The following is a 23,802-nucleotide window of genomic DNA, read 5'->3' as shown; positions in this document are numbered from 1 at the left end:
TAACTCACTTATTTTTAATAGTTAAGCATTACAAATCATAAAATTGCTGCTATACTTCCCTTTCCCATTTGATCGCCTTACCTTTGCGGCCTTAAAATACGGTCGCTATGATATCAACCCAAAATGTTTCCCTTGCCTACGGTAAAAGAGTATTGTTCGATGAAGTAAACATAAAGTTTACTGGCAACAACTGTTATGGTGTAATTGGAGCCAACGGAGCAGGAAAATCCACCTTCTTAAAAATACTTTCTGGTGAAGTTGACCCCAATTCAGGTCAAGTGATTTTAGAACCAGGTAAAAGAATGGCGGTATTAAGTCAGAACCACTTTGGCTTTGATGAACATACGGTTTTAGATACCGTAATGATGGGACACACCACGCTTTGGAACCTGATGAAAGAAAAAGAGGCTATTTATATGAAGCCTGATTTTTCTGAAGCTGATGGCATTAAAGCCTCTGAACTTGAAGGCCAATTTGCTGAAATGGATGGTTGGAATGCTGAATCAGACGCAGCCTCATTGCTAAGTGGTTTGGGTATTACAGAAGACCTTCATTACATGTTAATGAAAGACCTTAACGGTAGCCAAAAAGTGCGTGTACTTTTAGCCCAAGCCTTGTTTGGCAACCCAGATATTTTGATTCTAGATGAGCCTACCAACGACTTGGACATCAACACCATTTCTTGGTTAGAAGACTTCTTACTCGAATTTAAAAACACAGTAATCGTAGTATCTCACGATAGACACTTTTTAGATACAGTTTGTACCAACATTGTTGATATCGACTTTAGCCAAGTTAAGTTATACACTGGTAATTATTCTTTCTGGTATCAATCTAGCCAGTTGGCCTTATCACAAAGATCTTCGGCCAACAAAAAAGCAGAAGAGAAGAAAAAAGAACTACAAGAATTTATTGCCAGATTTAGTGCAAACGCCTCTAAATCTAAGCAAGCTACCAGTAGAAGAAAATTATTGGAGAAGATTAACTTAGATGATATTCAACCTTCTACCAGACGATACCCTGCCATTATTTTCACTCAAAACAGAGAAGCAGGAGATCAAATTTTGGAGATCAAAGGCTTGAACAAAAAGAGTGAAGGAAAAACCCTCATTAACAACCTAGATTTGTTTGTAAACAAAGGAGACAAAATTGCCTTCTTAAGCAAAGACAGTATGGCTACCACTGCCCTATTCGAAATATTGACCGGTGGCATGAAAGCCGACTCCGGTGAATTCAAGTTTGGCCAAACAATTACCCATTCTTATTTACCAAACGACAATGCCGAGTACTTTGAATCTAGCGACAACTTAATTGACTGGTTAAGGCAATATTCGGACGGAGAAAAAGATGAGGTTTACATTCGAGGTTTCTTAGGTAAAATGCTTTTCTCTGGCGAAGAAGTTTTCAAAAAATGTAGAGTACTATCTGGAGGAGAAAAAGTTCGATGCATGCTTTCTAGAATGATGCTGAAGCAGGGCAATCTTTTAATTATTGATGAACCAACCAACCACTTGGATTTGGAGTCTATTCAAGCCTTTAACAACGCTTTGAAAGACTTTCCAGGAACAGTGTTATTCACCTCTCATGACCACGAATTTACGCACACCGTGGCGAACAGAATTGTGGAATTAGGACCAAATGGTTTCCTAGATAAACTAAGCACCTACGATGATTACATCGAAAATGCCACTTGGGCAGAGCAGCGAAAAGCCATTTATTAAAAAACAAGAAAGAGGATTGCTTCAAACAATCCTCTTTCACTTTTGTTCTGTTCTCAATTTCTTTAGGTTTATTTAAATCAATTTTTCGATCTACCCCTAATTCAAGTAAAGAATGGAGTACAAACAAGCTTTTTCAAATACCTGTGATTTCCTCTCTAAAATAAACGATCCTGGCAAGGTAGCTTCCTACATTCCAGAATTGGGATCGGTAGACCCCAACAAATTTGGAGTACACCTTACTACATTAAATGGAGAAAATTTTAGCCATGGAGATTTCAATGAGAAGTTCTCAATTCAAAGTATTGCTAAGGTTTTATCATTGGTATTGGCCTATGAATTGGAAGGAGAAAAACTCTGGAAACGTGTTGGTGTAGAGCCCTCAGGAACGGCCTTTAATTCTCTAGTGCAGTTAGAACACGACAAGGGAATTCCTCGAAATCCGCTCATTAATTCAGGGGCATTGGTTGTTTGCGACATCCTTGTAGACCACCTCCAAAATTCAAAACAGACATTTATAGAGTACATCAGAAAAATAGCCGACAACCACTCTATTAATTACAACGAAAAAGTAGCTCAATCAGAGAAAGAACATGGATATAGAAATGCTGCTCTGATCAACCTGATGAAAGCTTATGGCAACATTGATGGAAATTGTGACGAGGTATTAGACTTCTATTTCCACCTTTGCTCTATTGAAATGACTTGTTCTGAACTATCTAGAACCTTTATGTTTTTAGTGAATGATGGAGTTGACCCATTTACTGAGGAGCGAGTAATCAGTACCGAAAAATCTAAACGAATTAATACCTTAATGCAGCTTTGTGGTTTTTATGATGAAGCCGGAGAGTTTTCATTCAAAGTGGGAATCCCTGGAAAAAGTGGTGTGGGCGGAGGAATTATAGCTGTGCTTCCAGAACATTTTAGCGTAGCAGTATGGAGTCCACCATTGAATGAGAAAGGAAACTCATATAAGGGAATGCGTTTTTTAGAAATGTTTAATCAGGCAACAGATTCTTCTGTCTTCTAAAAAAAATAATCTATTCCTTATGTACTTTTGCGCACTAAACTCGTAAGAGTGTTCATTATTTAAGCACCTGAAATAACCGAGAGTAAAAACAGAAAATGCAAGACAGTCCATTAAAAGATTTAAGAACAACTAATACCTTGTTGTTAATCATTGTGATTCCGCTGGTATTTTACCTGCTTAAGATTCTTTCTTTCATTTTCATTCCGCTTGTTTTCTCAATGTTCATTGCGCTTTTGTTCTTACCACTAATGCGCTGGTTCAACAAGAAAAACCTACCTAAAACCATTAGCATATCAATTATTTTCTTGATTATCGCGGGTGTACTTAAAGTCGGAATCGAATTGATACAACTTTCGAGTAGAGAAATACTTTCGGCTGAAAATGATTTCTTTCAGCAGGCTGAGTCAAAAATCATTTCCATGATTATATCTGTGGAAGAGCTTTTTGGGGTTCAATTTTTACAAGGTGAAAATCTTTTGGGCGATATTCTTGAAAAGGATAGCTCATTTAAAAACGTAGGTTCTATTCTCGGTTTTGTTAAAAACACCGTTTCAATGACCTTAATGACCGCATTCTTTGCCATATTATGGTTAGCCGAGTCTATTAACTTTCAGAAGCTTTTGAATAGCACGATTTTAAGAAAGGAATTTGCGTCAGTTAAAGCTTTTATGAAAATTGAAAAAGACCTTATTACCTTTATTAAGGTGAAATTTATAGTAAGTCTTTTCACAGGAATTGGCATTAGCTTAGCCTGCGTATTTTTTGGTGTTAGTTTCCCTATTTTCTGGGGCTTATTTGCCTTTGTAATCAACTTTGTGCAAATGATTGGCTCGTTCGTATCTGTTATACTGCTCGCCATATTTGCCTTTGTAGAAATGGATGCTAGCAGTACTTTGTTTTTCTTCATTCTTAGTATTACAGGAGTTCAAGCATTATTTGGAGGTGTGTTAGAACCTGTATTTATGGGGAAATCGTTCTCGATCAACATCATCACAATTTTAGTGATGCTTATGCTTTGGGGTTATATATGGGGTGTCCCGGGGCTGATTATGTCCATTCCATTGACGGTATTCTTTAAAATCATTTTAGAGCAATTCCCAAGAACTAGAGTAATTGCCGATTTGATATCAGGACCAAAGAAAAAACCACCAAGACTACCTAAAAGATTACGACAGGTAGGAAAAAAAACGTATCTAACTGTGGATAAAGAGAACACCAATACTACCTTCTAAAAGTCTTCCTGCGATTCATTTTCTTGCTGATTTCACTTAATCCAAACTGAAGGTTGAATTCGTGAGAACCCGTATTTACCCGGCTCAAGACTACTTTACTAGTGCTTGAACGGTAGTTCTAGTAAAACGCACCTAGTATATAATCGAAATTAGACTGACCTATAGAACAGTCCCTTAGTTACGATATAAAAGTTGAGCTTTTTGAAGTAGTATGTAGGAGGACAATTCGTTAAGAATTTTTCCAGTGGAAGAATTTAGAATTGGGCCAGCCTGTAACGTAGCCCTCGAAGGACGAAACAAAAAAAGCTCAACCTAAGTTGAGCTTTTTGAAGTAGTCCGTAGGGGAATCGAACCCCTGTTGCTGAGATGAAAACCCAGTGTCCTAACCCCTAGACGAACGGACCATTTTTTTTTCGTGGTGCAAATATAGTAGTCCATTTTAATTCCAAAAATATTTTTCGCAAAAAAATCAAATCATTTTGATGGAACTATATGCAACTTCACTCGATTGTATTGGATATAGCAGAAGGCTTAGTTACCTTTGCAGCACTTTTTAGAATCACATAAATTAACTTTCTAGATATGTCTAAAACCAAAGTAGCGATCAACGGCTTCGGAAGGATCGGAAGATTGACTTTCAAAGTATTGTTGGCCAAAGAAAACATCGAAGTTGTAGCGATCAATGACTTAACTGACACAGCAACTTTAGCCCACCTTTTAAAGTACGATTCAGTTCATGGTAAATTCGATGGAACTGTAACTTCTACTAAAGATGGTATTGTAGTAAATGGCAAAGAAATCAAAATCTATGCTGAAAGAGAACCTGCTAACCTTCCTTGGGGTGAACTAGGCGTTGATGTTGTTCTTGAGTCTACTGGTAGATTTGTGGATGAAGAAGGCGCTGGCGGACACTTAAAGGCTGGCGCTAGAAAAGTAGTTATCTCTGCTCCTGCAAAAGGCAACATCCCAACCGTTGTTTTGGGTGTTAACGAAGACAGCATGACGGGTGAAGAAACTATTCTTTCAAACGCATCATGTACTACAAACTGCTTGGCTCCTATGGCCAAAGTTTTAGACGATAATTTCGGAATCGTACACGGTTATATTTCAACTGTTCACGCTTACACTTCTGACCAACGAATTCAAGATGCCCCTCACTCTGATTTGAGAAGAGCAAGAGCTGGCGCGGTTTCTATCATTCCTACTTCTACTGGAGCTGCAAAAGCAGTGGGCTTGGTGTTACCTCACCTAAAAGGAAAACTAGATGGTATCGCATTGCGTGTTCCAATTCCTGATGGTTCATTAACTGACCTTACTGTGGTATTGAAAAGAGAAGTGACTAAAGAAGAAGTAAACGCTGCAATGAAAGCTGCGGCTGAAGGCCCAATGAAAGGCATTCTTGAGTACACTGAAGATCCAATCGTTTCTATTGATATCGTTGGAAATCCTCACTCAAACATTTTCGATTCTCAACTTACTTCAGCGCAAGGAACACTTGTTAAAGTGGTAGGTTGGTACGACAACGAGGCTGGTTACTCAAATAGAGCTGCTGACTTGATCGAGAAAATCGGTTAAGCCTCTTTATAATATTGAAGAGAAGGGTTGGGCAAATGTTCAACCCTTTTTTATTTTTCAAAATCTAAGTTTAAAGGAAACTTTTATTTCCAGAATCTGTTTAAGTACACAAATGACAACCCCAAGTCGCTATAAAATGGGATGCTCAGTAGCACAATGACGACAACCTAAGTCTGTAAAACAGGAATTGAAACCGCTCTTAACTGAGGGGTTATTTTTTTGCCCTTAAGACCATGGCGTAAACCAAATTAATGGTGATTATTTAACATAAAGAGGCTTATTTTCCTTTCCTGGCTCCGAGACTTCGGAGGAAGGATCTAATTGTATTGATTTGCATGATGCTGTTTCTAGTTCCTTCGTTTCACTCAGAATCAAAAACAGTGTGCATTCAATTATCTTTAGTTTATATCTGTCCGATTGTTAACTCAAAATATTAAGAGGAAAAGGGCATAAAAAAGCCCCACCAATTCAGAATGAACGGCAGGGCTTTACATACAGTTAAACTACTAACTTACTTTTTATTCATTTTAATCGACTTCTTTTCCGCTCCCATATAAATAGAGTTGAAAATCAATTTATAAGTCCCTCTTGGTTGACCACGGAATTGCGGACCAAAACCAAACAATACTAAATCGCCATTACCGTAGTTTACGTTCAGCATGGCTGACGTATTCGCCAAGTATTTATCTTCTCCCATGGCCCAACCACTCATAAGTAAATCTTTAGAGGCATAACGAGCTACTTCCTCAATGCCTTCGGCACCATCGTTAATCTTAAACGCACGTCCGTTATCAAACGAAGCAGCTACCTGAGATTGCATACCAAATGCAAGCGGATGATCCGTCATAATATCGGTTCTGATTAGCGAACCTGGAATAAAGAATTCTGAAGATTTAAGCTCTCTTAACACATTTGTTACTGGTAACTTAAACTCATCAATGGCAAAATTACTAGCATCATCAAAGAATATGATGGCTCCGCCATTTTTAGCATAAGCATCTAGTTTAGCCAAACCATCTTCGCCAATTCCACCTCTTAAGTTCTCTGGCATTCTATTCGAACCGTTCATGATTCCACGAGGGCTCTGAGAAGGCATAATGATAGCACTATACTGAGACAGGTCAGAATTTTTAATTTCGGCATTATGAAGAGTATCTAAATCGAATTCAAATTGTTCGAACATCCAACGGCTCCAACCTTCATCCATATTGGCTTGCCATGACTTATAAATACCAATTTTAACCTTATTCAATTCAGCAGTTTCTACGCTTGGTTTTTTATCGATACCATTAAAATTAAGCCCCATTTCTGCACTTATCTCTTTCACCTTATCGTCTAAACCTCTTTTGCTTCGCACCAAAACAGAACCTGCTTCCATACCGTCTGTGGCTTCTTTAAGAATGCTCACTGTATATCCTGCTTTTTGCAAACGGTTAATGGCTTTTGCACTCAAGTTATCCTTATTAGAGAATACATATCCGTATTTTCCATTCCCTGAAACAGTACCCGCCACTGGCTTAAGTTTTTCTGTAATATCTGATGTAGAAGCGCTGAAATTTTCTGTAATACGATCTACAGTTACCCCCATTTGCATAGGAAGCGTCCATCCGGCCAAATCATAAGGCGGCATTGGCGGCCCACCTGGGTATTGGAATTGATCTGGATATACTTGCTTCTCCATTAAATCGGCCAAATAAGGACGGAAAGACTGCGCACCGTAAAAAATCACAGAACCAGCTTCATAGCTTTTTCCATTTACACTAAATGCACTTGTTGCCATTTTTGCCTCTAAACCTCCTTGCATTAAAATGTTAGTAAGGTTGATTGCCTCGCTAGGGTTCCACTGATCTTTAGGGATTACATAAGCAAAAGCACCTTCTTTATCTTCGATCGCATCGCGACCCATGCTATAGATATTCCAAAGGAATTCATCTTTTTTATCAGCAGCTAAATCAAGTACAGCCATTGACGATTCGAGCATATAATCAACCGCCATTCTGAAAGTCATTGTTCCTCCTTTATAAGGGTAAGGGTAGAAAATCTCGGTAGCGTTGGCTGGCTTACCTCCTACAACTGATGGCATTCTGTCTTTTGGATATTCTGTTGGTGTAGGAGTTGGCTGAGCAGTTTCCGTTAAAATACCTATTTGGTTATGATAATAAGGAGTAGTTCTCATACCCCCATTCCAGAACATACTAAATGAAGTATGAGCAATTGCACCAGGCATTTTTTTCATGGCAAAACGGTTGGCCATGGCAGTACCAACTAAGTTAACCCCTGTAGTAATTCCCGGGTGAATTTTCTGGTTTACTGGGCTACGGAAAGGAGGAATAAAAATCATTGCTCCTCTTGGGGCCGTTTGGTGATGGTTATGCACAATTTGAGGATACCACTGATTATAAAGCACGGTGGTTACTGCTTTAGTTTCAGGCATATTGTTCATGAACCAATCACGGTTGTTATCGTGACCAACATATTTTTGATACAAAATTGGAGGGCTAGAGCTCTCATAAGGTGTACCTAAAGTTTTTCTATACCAGTCTACCACAATATCAACACCATCAGGATTAATAACAGGCACTACTAGTGTAATTACATTATCTCTAATTTTCTGCATTTCTTCCGACTCCTCAGAAGCAATTCTCCACATTAGTTCAGAAGTCATTTGAGCGTGTGCTCTTTCTGTAGCGTGCATTCCACCGTCAAACCAAACAATGGCTTTACCTTCTTTTGATAGCTTTTTTGCCTCGGCTTCAGAAATTTCGGCTCTCGAAAGCTTCTCACTGATTTCTCTCCATTGCTCCAACTTTTTCATGTTTTCTTCACTAGAAATAAACACGAGTTTCATCGGACGCCCCATTACAGATTTTCCTATTTCGATCATTTGAACGCGATCGGTAGAGGCAGCTAGTTTATCGTAGTATTCCAGCATTTGGTCATAGTCGGCCAATTTATAGTCGGCACCTACTTCATGACCAAAGGTTTCCCTTGGGTGAGGGATTTTCTGTGCACTCAAAGAAAAGCACGCCAGAAATAGCAAAGCGAATAGTATTTTAATTGATCTCTTCATCTTTTGATATTAAGGTTTGGCTGAATATACCACTAATGCACAAGCCTTATGCCTCCAAATCTGTTAAGCTAAGAATATTTGAAATGAATGGGGAATTATTGGTTTAAGGTAAATTGGTTATTGAGAAGACTGATTACTAACAATCGGAAATCACTTAAGCTACTCAATTAGGCCACACTATTTCATAACCATATATATGCATACATTACGAACGAGACGTTTCCTTCACTTTTAAGATTGAAAAATTTTCAAAGACTTTCACCCACAATTAATAGTGATAGATTAAATTGTGCACTAGGTGTTCACATTTTACCAATAAAGGATATTAAGGAGTAGCAATTTATGGCGAAAACACGCGGAGGTTCTTCAGCGAACCTGTCAGATGGGAATGAGGTGATTGAACGAATTCGCAGAGGAGACCAGTCGGTTATATCTGCTATTTACAGACAGCTTCGCCCTGAGTTTTTGAGCTGGGCTGCCATTCGCTTTAAGGTAGATCAGGAACAGGTAATCGATGTTTTTCAGGAATCGATGATTGTTTTCTACAGAAATGTGGCAAAAGGGAAGCTGACTGAATTAAATATCTCGGTAAAAACCTACCTGTTTGCTATTGGTAAGAATTTGCTACTAAAAACAATAAGAGACGAAAAAATACATCTCGACATAGATGAATTGCCGGCAGAGGCTTTTGAAGATTGGGAATTGGAAAAAGTGTACGAACAGAGCCATAGTAGGCAGCTTTTGTCAAATGCGTTAGATTCACTGGGAGCACCTTGCAAACAGATAATTCTGATGTTTTACTATCGCGAATTTTCTATGGAGGCTATTCAGGAACAGCTGGGGTATAAAAGCGAAGCTGTGGCCAGAACACAAAAAAAGCGCTGCATGCAATACTTAAGAGAGGTGTTCAATACAAAGGATAAAAAATAGTGAACGAGAGAGACTATCAACTTATAGAAGATTACCTGAACGGAAGCTTGAAAGCTTCGGAAAAGGCAGAGGTTGAAGCACGTTTGATGCAAGACAATGCCTTTGCCAAAATTTTAGCTCAGCAGCAAGATTTACTTGCCGTGGTAGATAAAAAAGTGGAGGATGATTTAAGACTGCTACTGGCCAAAGAAGAAGCTAAGCTTAGCAATAACGTAACGAATAAAGTAAGTTCGCCAACAATACCTATTAGCAGGTGGCTCAGTGTGGCAGCAGCTGTAGTTGTGCTAATTACGGTTGGCTGGCTACTTTTTAGAAACGAATCGAGCCCCAATGGGTCAACTTTGTTTGCTGAAAATTTTACAGCCTACACCAATATTATTGCCCCAAACCGTAGGGGGGAAAATGATGAAAGCCGTCTAAGCCTAGCATTTCTAGCATATGATAATAAGCAATACCAAAAAGCAATTGCTGATTTTGAAACACTGAAAAGCGATACCCTTAAGAGCGAGCTCACTTTTTACATTGGGGTGAGTTATTTGGCAATAAATGAAATTGAAAAAGGTATAATTACCTTAAAAGATGATGCAATAGACAGCAAGTTTGCCATGGAAAAGCAGTGGTATTTGGCACTTGCCTACCTAAAGAAAAACGATATTGATGCTGCTAAGATAGCGTTGAATAAGGCCTTACATCTTTCTACAGACCCCGTACTTGGCAGAAATGTATCCGAACTACTAGATAAAGTAAACTCGATTGAGTGAGTTTTGTATCCTTAACCTTTATTCCAGACCTTTTTTCTCCACAAAGCGGTTCCACTTACTAAGGTAAGTGCTACCAATACAATTAGCCATAAGTTAAAACGATTGGGCTGGGTAATGGCTTTTTCGTTACCCGAAAGCACAAATCCAGCCCAATAGAATGGGTGTGTCATGCGGTCGTTGTTCGCTTGTTTTAAGTATTCAGTTTTTGCCAAATGAAGTGCTTCTGTTTTAGATTTTTCAGCCTTAATACCCTCATAAAAGTTATTCATTAGTGTTTTGGTTTCCTTGTCGGGAACCATCCAAAGGCTCATTAAAGTTGCTGGACAACCAGCTGCAGTAAAAGCTTGGGAAAGACTGAGCACTCCTTCGCCTGGAAGTAAACGGCCGTAACCTGTATTGCAAGCGCTGAGCACAACCAGTTCTGTATTGAAATTCTGATGATAGAGCTCCGAAACACTCAATTGCTCATCGTCATTTTCAACGTCTGGCGTAAACAAAAAACTCGAATACATCGGCTGATCATTATTGATGGTACTGTGCATGGCCAAATGCATCACTTTATAGTTTTCGCCAGCTTTTAAAAGTGCAGACTTTGTAGCGTTTTCACCTGTAAACATATCCCCATTCATCAACACAGATAGTTCCTCAACTTCTTCTTGTGCCCCGGGAAGTATCGAGACCCACTCCTTACTTGTGGTATAATTGACCGCTTTTGTTTGGTGATATTCAGGAGCAAAACCTACCCAGAATTGGTGTGCCTTACGCTCCGTTTCGTTTAGTTGTTTGTTCCATAAAGTAGCTGAATAAGCATAATGAACACGGAATTTGTGCAGTAAATACGATAGGCCAGAAAAGCTATTCTCTGCTTTTTGCTGGGTTACCAAGGTCTCAAACGGAATGGTACTGATTTCCTTATCGGGGATAATTAGCAGGTTTTTATAGTTTTGTACATACTTAAAAACAGGAGCAACTAGCGATTGGTGAAGTGCATAGGCAGCGTTACTATACTCCATTGGTGAAGCTCCAGGATTTAACAATAACTCACGATACTGTGCTATCTGCTCTCTTACAGCGGCCGCATTTTCAAATTGCTGGGCAACAATATCTTGCTGAGTAATTGTGTAAATAAAGAAGCGGTCATCGTGAAGAGAATAAACCAACGTAGCAGTCTTTTCGTCAAGCTGTTGCTGTATTTCGGTTAGGCCAACAGGGGTCACATTACGTTTTAACCCATAATATTTAGGGAAATTTTCTTGAAGCTGCGCCTCAAAAATCTGGTTATCCTTGTGCAATTGAAAAAGCTCATTATAAGCATTTCTCAGTGCAGTACTATCGGCTTGTTCCTTCTGACTTTCTTTAAAAATACTTCTCTCAACTTCTGCAATGCGTTTTTTAAAGTCTCTGTCTCGTTCATAAATATCTTCTGGTAATTCGGCCAGTGTACGCACTTCTTGGTCATTAAAATAAAGTAGTGTTTTGTTAATTTTGGCTTGTTCAGACACTCTAAATGCACTTACACTAAACTTCTTTTGCCCGGTAATTTTGAAGAGATCAAGCAATATAGACTGCTGTATGGACATGGCTCTGTCGAAGCCTCTTTTATAAAATAAAGATGCGTATTCTGTTTCCCCTACCTCCTCGAAATGAGCCACTGCTTGTTCAATATTTTGTAATGCCACTTGCAGAATTTGCTCCTCTTCTTTCGGCTTTTGCTTTGCCAATTGCTTCAGGTAGAATGCGTGGTTGCTCAATAATGTAGCCGAGTTGCTTTGTAGCGACTGCTCGTTTCGGTTAAATACCCGAATGGTTGTATCGGGAGCTAGACTTTTGTTTCCATGAGCATCGTACCTCAGCGAGAACAGGCTATACAGCAGTGCATTTTCATAATCGCCTTGTGCATCGTAAGTCTTCGACAACGAATATGTTACATAGCCAAACATATAGTCGTTTGGGTTGGCTGTACGTGGCAAAATTTTGAGAAGTTCAGCTACCGCCTTTTTGTATTGTCCTTTATACCTAAGAAGGTTTGCTTGTGCTGTAAGGTAGCGAGTTTGCCATGTTGGGTGATTTATCATGGTTGGCACATCATAAGCTACTTGGTAGTAATGTTGAGCGGAATCATAATGCTCCATCGCTTCGTGTGTTTGCGCTATTAATGAGTAAGTTGTGGCCAAATCATACTGGTATTCAAAACCAGTCTCCTTTTGCGCATCAGCAAGTGGTTTTAATAGTTTTATACCTATATGGTAGAAACGCAAAGCCTCATTGTAGTTTTCAAACGAAGAATGTTTACTGGCGATTTCTATATACGATCTAAAAGGGTTTAATCCTTGTTTTATTTTTAAGTCGAGCGCCTTTTGTAGATAACTTAAGCTCTCATCGGTGTCTAAATAAGCGCCAAGATTTTCGTACCCAACAATAAGATAATCTGGATTTTGTTCAGCTACTTGCTCCCAATTTTCTACTGCCTTTTTAAAGTGAAAAATGGCTTTTCTGTGAAACTCCATGCTACGATAATTTGCCGCAAGGTTGTTATGTACTAGCCCAATATCGGCAAATGCACTAGGTGTGTTTTCGTAATAAAGCTCCAAGGATTTTTCCAGGTAGTAGAAAAGGCTATCAGGATTTTCCGCACCGCCATGTAGCTCACCTAAATTGTAGAGGGCATCTATGGTGTATTTGTTTTTCTCGCCAAAGTGTTTGTTATATAGTTTCAAGGCTTTATGGCTATGGTTAATTGCTGACTCAAACTCACCTTTATATCCCAATACCATGCTGTATTGGTTCTGGAGTGTTGCAATGAGGGTATCTGGCAGGCTCAGCTTCAGAGTTTCGATCAATAGATTTTCGGCCTTGCTATAATCTTCCTTTTCAAGTAATTCAGAAACTCTGAGGCTATTGGTCATAGCTGCTTCCAAATTGTTGTTTTGTCCCTTAATACTTAAGATAGATGCCCAAAATACTAACATGAGCAAACAAAGCTTTAGTAATCTTGAGAAATAGGAAATGTTCATTGAAGTAATTTAAAAGCCTTTTTCATGACCAATATAAAAGGCAAAACGCAGAGCATGAGGCATTTTTTAAAAAAGTTTCACCACTGTTCACACCTACTATTCTCATGGTATTAACTCATGATTCATTGGGTTCAGACAGCACTCAGTTGATCAAAATTTTTGAAAATTAAATCAACATCTATGAGAAAAAAACTACTCATTTTATTACTGCTTAGCTTTAGCACTTATGCATGGGCACAGCAATTTACGCAAACCATATCTTTCCTTGGTACAGGGGAAGATAGCAGACTAAAGGGCTTTGGCTCAGAGCTTTCAATGTATGGAGATTACCTAGTAGCGAGTGCGCCAGAGTACATAAACGACAACGGATTACGCAGATACGATGACATCTTTTACGTATTTAAGCACAGCAATGGCAGTTGGGCAGAGGTGAGCAAGTTGGAACCACCAACTGGCCATACTTTTGATGAAGCCACCGGTCGAGCAATTATCGGCAAAGATTTTATAGTGATTGGAAGAAAACCTAACGGAGGTGACACGGACAGTTCTTTGGCATTCTTATACCAAAAGCAAACCGATGATAGTTGGCAATTTCATAGCATGCTGCCAGAAATTAACAGAACCGGCATTCGCAATGTTTCAATGGATTTTACCGGAGACCATTTGGCTCTGTTTGTCAATAGTGACTCTGGCTACGAACTGATTGTGTTTGATGTATATGGCGTTGATGGTACCGTTGATTGGGGAATTAGAGCAACGTTGGATTTGGGGACAGCAACCTCAATTAAAAATCAAACCGGAGGCCCGCTTGGACGAGGCGAAATATTCAAACATAAAAATGAATTTAGTGCTAACGGCTTTACTGGTCCGGCCATTGCCATGGACAGCAAATCAATTATTATCGGTTGGGATCAGTCATCAGTAGAATACAGCTATGTAACTCTCAACGTAAACGTGTATACTTATTCCAGCTTTAGTCCTAGGCAAATTCAGGCGGGGAAAGTGGATGTATATGAGCTAAAAGGAACATCTGAAATAGAGCACAAGCAAACCCTTACACATACGGGCTACGATGACTTTCATCAACTTGGCTACCAAGTAGGTATTTCTGGAAATACAGTTTTCGCCACTATGGAGGGTGGGCCAAATTCCGACCGAAAAGTCTACGTATTTGAGGTAGAGAGTGACGGAATTTGGTCTCAAGCCAAAATGTTGGCCCCTGCCGATTTAAGTGGAAACCATAAATACGGAGATAAAATACTGGTACGCGATAATAAGGCTTTTGTAGCTGCACCAGGCCTGACATACACCGAAAGTTCCGTAAATGCATCCGGAGTGGTATACGCATATGAGAGAAGTGCGCAAGGTGATTGGCAGGAAATACAAGCTATAAAGGGTGAGGTTATTCCTCCCAAAAATGGCTATGCCGGTGTTGGCCCATCTGGTTTTGGAACAGGTATGGCTTACACCGAAAACCTGCTTTTGGTAGGTGCTCCCAATACAAGCAATAGCTACTTCAATGATACTGGCAGAGGAGAGGTTTATGCGTTTGGTTCATGCGAAGCAAAAACCTATGAGGTGTCAGAGTCTGTTTGTTTAGACGATGGAAATTATGAATTTGGGGGTCAGTACTATTCTGAATCAGGAACCTATACTCACACTTTTCAGTCGGCTTTAGGCTGTGATAGTACCGTGGTGTTAAGCCTTACCATAAACCCATCAGATTTTGTAATGCTTAACGATATCAATTTGCGAGTAGGTAATTCTATAGACTTTGGCGGGCAAACCATTACTGAAACAGGAGAATACGAGCTTGTACTGCAAAATCAGTATGGCTGCGACTCTACAATAGTTCAGCCAGTAATCGTTTCGAACGATGACTTTGTAGGTCTTGGAGATGTGGAAATTTGTGAAGGCACCGAATATATTTTTGGTGATCAAACATTAACCGAGTCTGGATCATATCAGCTCGATTTGAAGAATGAAATTGGTGGAGACTCTACAGTAGTAGTAAATCTAATTGTTCGAGAAACCGATTTGGTTGTATTAGATGCAGTCGAGATTTGCGAAGGAACAAACTACCAATTCGGAGGACAAACCATTACCACATCTGGCGATTATGAGCAATTGCTAACGAATCAATATGGTTGCGACTCACTAGTAACGGTGAATGTAAAAGTGAATACTCCTGATTTTGTAATTCTAGATGACGAGAATCTATGCGAGGGTGCCATTTACCAGTTCGGAGAAACAGAAATTACTCAAACCGGCATGTACCAGCTCTTTTTAAAAAATCAGGCAAACTGCGATTCCACCGTTCAGGTACAGGTAAATTTTCATTCTCCAGACGTTGTAAATCTCAACACGGTAGATATTTGTGAGGGCGAAACATTTACGCTCGGTAGCCAATTATTGAATGCTTCGGGAGATTATCAGGCCATTTTAGTTAATCAATATGGTTGCGACTCTACAGTAAATGTATCGCTAAATGTACTAGACAAACCTAACCCAAGTATAACCCTTGATGAGTCCAACACAGACGAACCAACACTTAAGGCAGAACCAGAGAATGCCACTTATCAGTGGATAGATTGCGCTACAGGGCAGGCCATTGCAGGTGCCACAGGCATCACTTTTAAGCCAACAGTTTTTGGCGATTATGCAGTCGATGTTACCGTAAATGGATGCACACAGCGTTCGCAGTGTTTTAGCTTACAAGTACTAAGTGCTGAAGATGAGATTGAAATCAGTAATAGAATTTCCGTCTTTCCTAACCCCGCAGAAGACATGTTTAAAGTAGAAATGCCGGCTGTTTATCGAAAGATAAAGGCAACTATTTACAATACTCAAGGCATTGTGCAGAGCACAGCTACTTTCAACAATCGGCAGGCTTTCGAACTCAGTTTGGCGTCACTCCCTCAAGGTATTTATACGTTGCGAATTATTGCCGATGAAAACCGAGGTACCAAGCGAATTTTTAAGCAATAAAGACATCAGTTTACTAATTTTTAAATAGTTAAATCAATGAGAAGATTAAATCTAAAACATATAGTTCTCTGCTTGGTTTTGGCCGTTTGGTCATGCAATAGCGGTAGCGATGAAGAGCCAACGGAACAAGAGTTAGTAGTGAAAGCCCTGACAAAAACCTGGGGTATAGCTCCAGGAAGAAGCGTTGTTTTTCAAGGGCTCGATGCTTCAGTTTTTTGGGCGGATTTTGAATTGAGTTTTACCGACCGAAGGAGCTTTACCGTTTCTGGTGTACCAAGTGGCTATGACGATGTTTGGCCAGCATCTGGCACCTTTACCTTTCCAGATCCTAAAGATCCAAACTTAATAGAGCGCAACGATGGCGTTTTTATTAAGATCGAAATAACCTCTGAGACCAGAGTAGAGTTGGTTTTTGAACTTAACGACACCGGAGGGAGCGCGTTCGGAACAAGCGGCAACTACAGGTTCATGCTTGCTTCAGGTAGTTAATTTGAAATTATAGAAGTCCCGTTAGGGACTTTTTTTCTTTTTACTGTTCACATGAGTTGAGTAAATGATATAAAGGTTTGAAAAAACAAACGCATGAAATTAATACTACTAATCGGCCTACTTCTTTGCAGCCTTGTATTAAACGCTCAGGAAGAAAAGGATCATCCGCTCTTTCCTGCCTTTGAAGGCGCATCGATTTATCAATACGAAGAAACATCATTTGAACCTTACCAGCTGGTAACAGGCCTAGTCAATCCAGCATATAATAGTTCCAAAAACAAAAAGGCAGAAGGCCGAATCTTTAGAATATTCTATACCATGCCAACCGATAAAGCATCGGTTTATGAGGTATTCACCAACTTTAAAAAGGCACTGCAAAACAGTCAGGCAAAAACAATTTTTAGTTGTTATGGCAATGAATGCGGAGATATTAGTCTTTTCTGGAAAGAGCTAGAGCCTGCGCGCTTTCAAATCCCTGTATACTACGGTGAGCGCTTTGCCTACCATGCCGCAAGCTTTAGCAAAGGTGGAAAGGCCTACTATGTAGCCATGGTTTTTGGCTATGGTTTGGGCGAACAGGGTTACGAGATTCATGTGGTGGAAGCAGAAGAAATGGAGCAGAAAGTTGATTTAAATACCCTTGAATCTACTTTAAACGAGAAAGGCATGATTTCTATATACGGTATCACTTTCGACACCGGCAGTGCGAAAATCAAACCTGAATCGGACGATGTACTACAAGAAATTGCCAGCTACCTCAAAGCAAACCCGTCTGTCAATATATATGTAGTAGGCCATACCGATGATGTTGGAACAGTAGCCTCCAACCTTACGCTTTCCCAGAATCGGGCAGCTGCAGTGGTTAAAAAACTAACCTCCGTTTTTGGGGTAAACAGCACCCAACTCGAAAGTTCAGGCGTGGGGCCTTATGCTCCGGTAAGCAATAATATTTCGGAAGAAGGGCGAGCGAAAAACCGCAGAGTAGAACTGGTAAAACGACTAAAATAAGATAACCAAAATCCATGATTATGAGAAAGATAATATATCTGCTTTTAGCTGCAGTGATTGGAAGCACAGCTATAGCGCAGGAAAAAAAGAAAGACGAAGTAAAACGTAAAGCGAAAGAGAAAACAGAAAAGCGTTTGGACGATAAAATTGATAAAACCATTGACGGTGGTCTCAATAAGCTTGAGGGGCTTTTTAAAAGAAAAAATAAAAAGAAGAAAGGTGATGAATCAGAACCTGTTGATAGTACCGAGACAATGGACATATCTACCTTAATGGGTTTAGGAGGAAATGGAAAGGAGATTAATATTAAGCCAAGCTATCAATTTAGTAGCAGTATGAAGAGTCAATTCAAATTCTACGATTTGAAGAAGAATAAAGAAGTAGGTAATATTTACTACGAATACTTCTTTAGTCAAAATGATTACATCGGGATGAAATTTATGGATGAAGAAGGCAACCTTGGCAAAGCTTTCAACCTAATGATCATCGATGGCGATAATAGCATCAATTTTATGGAAAACGAGGGTTCAAAGATGGCTACCAGTTTTAACATGAATACAGCCATAAATTTGGATGAAGTTGCAGAAGAGGACTGGATGTCATCAGCCCAGTTAAAACAAACAGGAAAAACCAAGCAAATTGCTGGCTATGAATGTAATGAGTATGTAATGGAAGATGAGACCGCAAACAGAAAAATGACATTTTGGGTAGCGCCTGCACTTAGCAATTTAGCCAATCAAATGGGCAACATGTACAAGGGAATGCAAGGTAAAGGAGCAAGTATGGGTAGTAATCCTTTTGCAAGAGCCATAGGCGGAATGGTACTTGAAATGCACATGATCGATAAGGAAGAAAACATGGCCATGACAATGAACACACAGGAAGTAAATCCCTCACTAACCTATACCTTCAACACTGAGGGCTACCAAGTCTTCAACATGTCGCAATACACACCAAACGGGAATTAACATGATAAAAGCAATACTATTAATAATATTTCTGGCTGTAGCCGCTTGTGGTGGCAGTGGAGAAGGTACAGCCGTTAGTAATAGCACAACAGCCTCTGACAGCAAATGTCTAGAAGAAAATATCAACTTTCCGAGCAAGTTGCTGACCGAGCAAATGGTGCTTAAACTTGTAGACACTGAAGGAAAAGAGCTGGAAGTAAATGGTAGTGACAACAACAAGCGCACTGAATGGAATAGTCGAGATTTTAATTGGGATACGGGCCGAAAAGGCAACTTCCAAGGAATGGAGCTTCCGCTTATGAACTCAATTTCGCTGTATAGTATGGAGATAGTTAAGGCCGATAATCCTATCGAGAATTTTAAATCTACTTACAAAATACTAACTGATGAAGAGCGAAAAAAGCTCATGGCACAGTTGAAGGAGGGCTTAAAGGCCAAATTGGATGCTGGTGAAATTACCGAAGAGCAATACAATATGTCGCAAGGATTTACTGGTGTCTTTGCTAAACTCAATTATCAAAAGATTGATGAAAAAGTGGGTGACATTGCCATATGGGATGCCACAAGAACAAAGCTTAATCCTGTCTCTATGGGGGCATTAATTGTGCAGTATGGTAAGGTAAGGTTTAAACTAAATGTAGATGTAGGAGGTGAGAATGACGAGGCCAGTAAAGCCTTAGCCATCAAAGTGGCGCAAAGTATAATCGCAAATTGCAATTGACTACTTCACGTCTTATTATAAACAAGTAGTAATCGTCATTCCCAACCCACTGTCACAGGTTCTTCGAACCTGTGACTACTTCTATAAAAGCGAGACATAATAATCAGAAAGGTTTGAATTTAGCTTTTTAGACAAAAACGCTCATCAAATATTATCACTAGAAACAAACCCAAACTAAAGGTATATTCATCAATCAATGCATAATACTACAAAGAACCATTTCAACGGATTAATTTCTATAAACCTATTGGCAACAAATTCTCTCCAGCTTTATTAAAAGAAGAAACCCATATTAACATAAAATGCCCCTTTGCGATCTGGAGTAATACCGTACTGAGCGGTAAGTACTATGTATTCATAGAAATGAAGAAAGGCTCCGCCACCATAAGTAGTGGTAAAGCTGGTGCTTTCTTCTACATCATCGGCCCAAACCTTGCCATTATCTACAAAACCCAACACCCCAAAGTCGCCATTAAGAACAACGTTTTTAATTTTAGCCAAGCTTACTCGGGCTTCTGTATTCTGATAGACACTTCCTTTTCCTGCAAAACGGGTTCTTCTAAAACCCCTTAGGTTGGTTTGACCTCCTAGAAAATTAGATTGATGAAAAAGGTAATCTCCTACATTTTCACTCACCCCAAAACGCGTAGCAAAAGTCAATCTGAATGGTAGTTTTGGAGTGTAGTACAATGAAAAATCTGTGCTTAACCGTGCAAAATTCACATCATCACCATCAATCTCATTAAGATACGAAACCTCAGCATTCCATCGAATTCCTTTCGTGGGGTTAAAAGGATGATCTATATAATTCAATTCGGCAAACATTTTACCGCCAAGCATTCGCTTGCTAAAGGTGTTTAAAAATTGAGTTCCAATTTGATTTTCAAGAATTGTATTCGGTTGCTCCTCAACATCCGCATATTCGTACATAGGACCTATTCCGAACGAAAACATTTTACCAAAACGTTTAACCAATGGGGTTGACACATGAATGTTGCTTAGTCGCACACGGTAATAATCTAAATCTTGGGTAAACTCAGAATCATTTCCTTGCCCAAAGTAATTAAAGGCAAATTTTGGATTATGCCCCCAAGCATTTATTTCCAAATCCCAATTGTGAGCAAATAGTGAATAGAATTTAGCCTCTGTTTTTAAATTAAAACCTCTCGTTTTAGTCGAGAAATTTCCTTCTACTTTGAGTGAAGCCTGTGGGTCTCTTCGAAAACCAAACCGTTCCATATAAACTCCGGCTCCTAAAAACAGCCCATCGTCTGGATTTAACTCAAAAGAAAGCCTTGGTCCAAAGTAGTCATACTCAAAATCATCACGGCTAAACTCATTCACCCATGGGTTGTTTGACGCTACTGTGCTGGTTTCTTTACTTCGTTTAACTTCACTTATATCCTCTGGATTGTCGTAAATTTTTGTCTTATGACTCCACCCTTTTACTCTCGATTCATCTTCAAATGTATCTGTTCCTTCTCCCCCTACAATTCTTACTTTAATGCTTTCATCTACTTCTCCCTCAATTTTAAATTCATCGTCTCCGCCTAGCCCATAGAGCCATAACTCTTTAGTTACTTGGGAAGAAAAAGTGCGAGAATAAATCTTCTTTTCAATTTCATCATCGCTATTAATTTTAAACACCTCCACTTTTACCGAGTCATTATTCACACGTTTTACCTCAAACCTTTCATGTTTATTGCTTCCTACTATTCGTACAAACTTGGACAAGAAGAGGTAATAATCTTCTGCGTATTTATCTAATTCATTCCTTCTAGAAATCAGTTTTTTTTCAATATCCTGAGCGGAAAAAGAATACACTTCAGGTGGTAAATCCTGCATGGCTTGATGGATGATTTCGTCTGTTAATTCTCGCTGAATATCTTTAGCAATCTCTATCCAATCTTTCTTTTCTAACCTTGTTAAAAGGTTGCGGTCTACATGCCTGCCTGCATAGTTAATATCCCTTATGTTTTCTATTTCGTAAGTAAAATGCGACAATTCGCGTTTACCTGTGGGGCGTTTAATCAAAGAAGGCAACAGACCATCCATTAAAACAAAAGCCTGATCCCTATCCCTCGGTACTGCTTCAAAACGAGAGCCCTTGTCTTCATTTTCGAATTCTGCCCAGCGCCATTGATCCCAGTGGCGATCCCAATCACCAATAAGCATATCAAATAAGCGCGATTTGGCCAACTGGCGTTCGTCTACAAAGTTGTCATTGTCTTCATACAAATGCTCAAACAGCTTATCTGTACCTACAATATTTTTACTATTGCCAAACCTCTCATAATTTGAAAGGTCTTCATCTGGCCGTATTTCTGCCATAAATAATGCATCTCCAAATTCCTCAAGAAAATCCTCATAGCCTGGTATATTGGTTGACTTTCGCACATATAGTATTTCAGGCTTGGTATGGTAAACACCTACCGCATCAGCCATTTTTGGAATGGCCATAAAGGCATAAGGATGTGCCGATGAAATTTGGTCTTTAAGGATATTATGAAGCCATGTTCCTCTCAGGGCCTCTGGCAATACTTTGTAAGGGTATTTATCTAAACTTCTAAGGTTATACTGAATACCATTTTCTGCCAAAAGCCTTAAGGATTTCGTTTGATAGCCTCCCCCTATTTGAAGCACCTCCACTCCTCCCTTAAATAAGGTTGGTTCGAATACAGGAACGTTAATAGGAGTTGCCCATTCTTTTCTATAATGGTCTCCCCATAAAAACCTCCATAATCCATCTCTTTCATAATAATCAGAGTTAGGTATGGCTGTTTGATAATTTACAGTATCCTTTTTGGTCTGAGCCTTGGTTGTATTTACCATGAGGATCAGAAGTATAAGACAGGTTAATTTGGTTGTGTTCATACTTCGGCTTTGGCAAAACTTCATCCAAACGCCTGAAACACACAGATTCATTATACTTCAATAATATCGGGGAATTTTATGCACAAGATGAATTACAAATAATGTAGAATTTATTACTCACTATTGTTTAAAACCGCTTTTTCTGGTAACCATATACATGGTATGCTTTTGGTAATTCAACTGGTATGACAGCTCAACCAAACATAATTAACCAAGCCATAGATTTTGTTTCCGAACTCTACAGATCTACACACAACAAAGAAGTGGTTTATTACACACTACCAAACACTCTAGCCTTCCATTCAGAAGCCATGGAAATAGCAGAGCAAGAAGAGCTTAAAGACACCCTACATTTAGAAATTGCTACTTTATTTTTCCATACTCAGTTTTGGAATAAAAAAAATCCAGAGGTCAGTCGAAATACCCATCTGCACGAGTTTATCGAAACTCATAAAGCGAAACTAGATGAGCAAAAAATTATCGCCTTAATGGATTCCATCCATAATAATAGTGAGGGGAAAACTTTAGAAGAATCTATTCTATACGATGCCCATTACAGCTACCTAGGAAAAAAGAATTTCACCCGAAACCTTTACTTAAAAGCTAAAGATGAAGATAACCAACCTTCGGTTATAGAATTGCATCAAAAAAAGATTCGATTTATGATTGATCATAATTATCGAACATCATATGCCATTCGTGAATTTGCCGAACGAAAATCAAAAAACATATATAAGCTACAAACCATTGCCGACAAATGGATTTCTAAAAAGAACAAAGACAAAAGAAAGGATAGAAAACTCGGACGTGGAATTGACACCATGTACAAGTCGATTTATCGCAATCATATAAATTTAAGTGCCATAGCCGATGGAAAAGCCAACTTAATCATCAGTGTAAACACAATTATACTTTCCGTCATTATTACCCTTGCCGGTACTGGTTATACTTTTTTTGAAACTGGTTTTTTCAAATATGCCCGATTTACAGTGCCCGTTATTATTTTGCTCATCTGCTCTTTAACTGCTGTAATATTTGCCATACTTTCGGCAAGACCCAACGTAACCAAAAAGCGAGTAAACCGAGAAAGATTGCTCGCCAAAAAGAGCAGTATACTTTTCTTTGGAAATTTTGCTACGGTAGAACTCCAAGACTTTGTTCGTGAAATGGGCGTATTTCGCCAAGAGCAAACCCGTCTTTATGATAGCATGTCCGTAGACATTTATCAATTAGGCATAGTACTTCATCGAAAATACAGACTCGTTCAAATTTCATATAATGTATTTATGATAGGCCTTGCCGTAAGTGTATTATCATTCCTAGGAATTTTCATTTACTCTGAGTTTCACATTCAATGATTGGCATTTTAAATTGCTGAATTTTTGATCTTTAAACACTCGTATAATTAATCATAAGAGAAGATA

General features: G+C 39.1%; 15 protein-coding genes and 1 tRNA gene. 12 read left to right on the top strand and 4 right to left on the bottom strand.

Features of this window, described 5'->3' with window-relative positions:
- Positions 1–107: 107 nt before the first annotated feature.
- The 3 genes from OB69_RS07965 to OB69_RS07955 all read left to right on the top strand — a co-directional run bounded on the left by OB69_RS07965 (position 108) and on the right by OB69_RS07955 (position 3,980).
- Positions 108–1,721, top strand: coding sequence for an ABC-F family ATP-binding cassette domain-containing protein (locus OB69_RS07965; RefSeq protein WP_053223175.1), 1,614 nt, complete (start codon positions 108–110; stop codon positions 1,719–1,721).
- A 112-nt stretch (positions 1,722–1,833) separates the two neighbouring features.
- Positions 1,834–2,748, top strand: coding sequence for a glutaminase (locus tag OB69_RS07960; protein WP_053223174.1), 915 nt, complete (start codon positions 1,834–1,836; stop codon positions 2,746–2,748).
- Between the two features lie 95 nt (positions 2,749–2,843).
- On the top strand, positions 2,844–3,980 hold the full coding sequence (locus OB69_RS07955) for an AI-2E family transporter (RefSeq protein ID WP_071387158.1): 1,137 nt from the start codon (positions 2,844–2,846) through the stop codon (positions 3,978–3,980).
- Between the two features lie 332 nt (positions 3,981–4,312).
- Here OB69_RS07955 and OB69_RS07950 read toward each other — a convergent pair.
- Positions 4,313–4,384: transfer RNA gene (locus tag OB69_RS07950), tRNA-Glu, on the bottom strand.
- A gap of 178 nt (positions 4,385–4,562) precedes the next feature.
- Here OB69_RS07950 and gap point away from each other — a divergent pair.
- On the top strand, positions 4,563–5,555 hold the full coding sequence (gene gap / locus OB69_RS07945) for a type I glyceraldehyde-3-phosphate dehydrogenase (protein WP_053223173.1): 993 nt from the start codon (positions 4,563–4,565) through the stop codon (positions 5,553–5,555).
- A 511-nt stretch (positions 5,556–6,066) separates the two neighbouring features.
- Here gap and OB69_RS07940 read toward each other — a convergent pair.
- Complete coding sequence (locus tag OB69_RS07940) at positions 6,067–8,625, bottom strand: M14 family metallopeptidase (RefSeq protein WP_053223172.1); 2,559 nt, start codon at positions 8,623–8,625, stop codon at positions 6,067–6,069.
- 342 nt (positions 8,626–8,967) lie between these two features.
- Here OB69_RS07940 and OB69_RS07935 point away from each other — a divergent pair, with 342 nt between their 5' ends.
- Entirely contained in the window at positions 8,968–9,555 is a 588-nt protein-coding gene (locus tag OB69_RS07935; protein WP_053223171.1) for an RNA polymerase sigma factor, read from the top strand.
- A complete protein-coding gene (locus OB69_RS07930) occupies positions 9,555–10,316 on the top strand; it encodes a hypothetical protein (RefSeq protein ID WP_053223170.1) in 762 nt (253 codons plus the stop codon). Before OB69_RS07935 ends, OB69_RS07930 begins: the two co-directional genes overlap by 1 nt.
- A gap of 11 nt (positions 10,317–10,327) precedes the next feature.
- On the opposite strand, the gene OB69_RS07925 is transcribed toward OB69_RS07930, so the two are convergent.
- A complete protein-coding gene (locus tag OB69_RS07925) occupies positions 10,328–13,330 on the bottom strand; it encodes a CHAT domain-containing protein (RefSeq protein WP_082338118.1) in 3,003 nt (1,000 codons plus the stop codon).
- Between the two features lie 180 nt (positions 13,331–13,510).
- Between OB69_RS07925 and OB69_RS07920 the strand changes: the two genes are divergently transcribed.
- The 5 genes from OB69_RS07920 to OB69_RS07900 all read left to right on the top strand — a co-directional run bounded on the left by OB69_RS07920 (position 13,511) and on the right by OB69_RS07900 (position 19,504).
- Entirely contained in the window at positions 13,511–16,318 is a 2,808-nt protein-coding gene (locus OB69_RS07920) for a T9SS type A sorting domain-containing protein (protein WP_053223168.1), read from the top strand.
- 36 nt (positions 16,319–16,354) lie between these two features.
- Positions 16,355–16,807, top strand: a complete 453-nt coding sequence (locus OB69_RS07915; RefSeq protein WP_053223167.1) for a hypothetical protein — start codon at positions 16,355–16,357, stop codon at positions 16,805–16,807.
- Between the two features lie 93 nt (positions 16,808–16,900).
- Positions 16,901–17,815: an OmpA family protein gene (locus OB69_RS07910; RefSeq protein ID WP_053223166.1), complete on the top strand. Its 915-nt coding sequence runs from the start codon at positions 16,901–16,903 to the stop codon at positions 17,813–17,815.
- Positions 17,816–17,835: 20 nt separating this feature from the next.
- Entirely contained in the window at positions 17,836–18,783 is a 948-nt protein-coding gene (locus OB69_RS07905) for a hypothetical protein (protein ID WP_157608512.1), read from the top strand.
- Between the two features lies 1 nt (position 18,784).
- Positions 18,785–19,504: a hypothetical protein gene (locus OB69_RS07900; protein WP_053223164.1), complete on the top strand. Its 720-nt coding sequence runs from the start codon at positions 18,785–18,787 to the stop codon at positions 19,502–19,504.
- Positions 19,505–19,777: 273 nt separating this feature from the next.
- Here OB69_RS07900 and OB69_RS07895 read toward each other — a convergent pair whose 3' ends face one another.
- Positions 19,778–22,378, bottom strand: coding sequence for a BamA/TamA family outer membrane protein (locus OB69_RS07895; RefSeq protein ID WP_053223163.1), 2,601 nt, complete (start codon positions 22,376–22,378; stop codon positions 19,778–19,780).
- A 185-nt stretch (positions 22,379–22,563) separates the two neighbouring features.
- Here OB69_RS07895 and OB69_RS07890 point away from each other — a divergent pair, with 185 nt between their 5' ends.
- On the top strand, positions 22,564–23,736 hold the full coding sequence (locus OB69_RS07890; RefSeq protein ID WP_053223162.1) for a Pycsar system effector family protein: 1,173 nt from the start codon (positions 22,564–22,566) through the stop codon (positions 23,734–23,736).
- Positions 23,737–23,802: the final 66 nt, after the last annotated feature.

Source organism: Roseivirga seohaensis subsp. aquiponti (assembly GCF_001267955.1).
Classification (GTDB): domain Bacteria; phylum Bacteroidota; class Bacteroidia; order Cytophagales; family Cyclobacteriaceae; genus Roseivirga; species Roseivirga seohaensis.
This window is presented reverse-complemented; position numbering and strand designations above follow the sequence as displayed.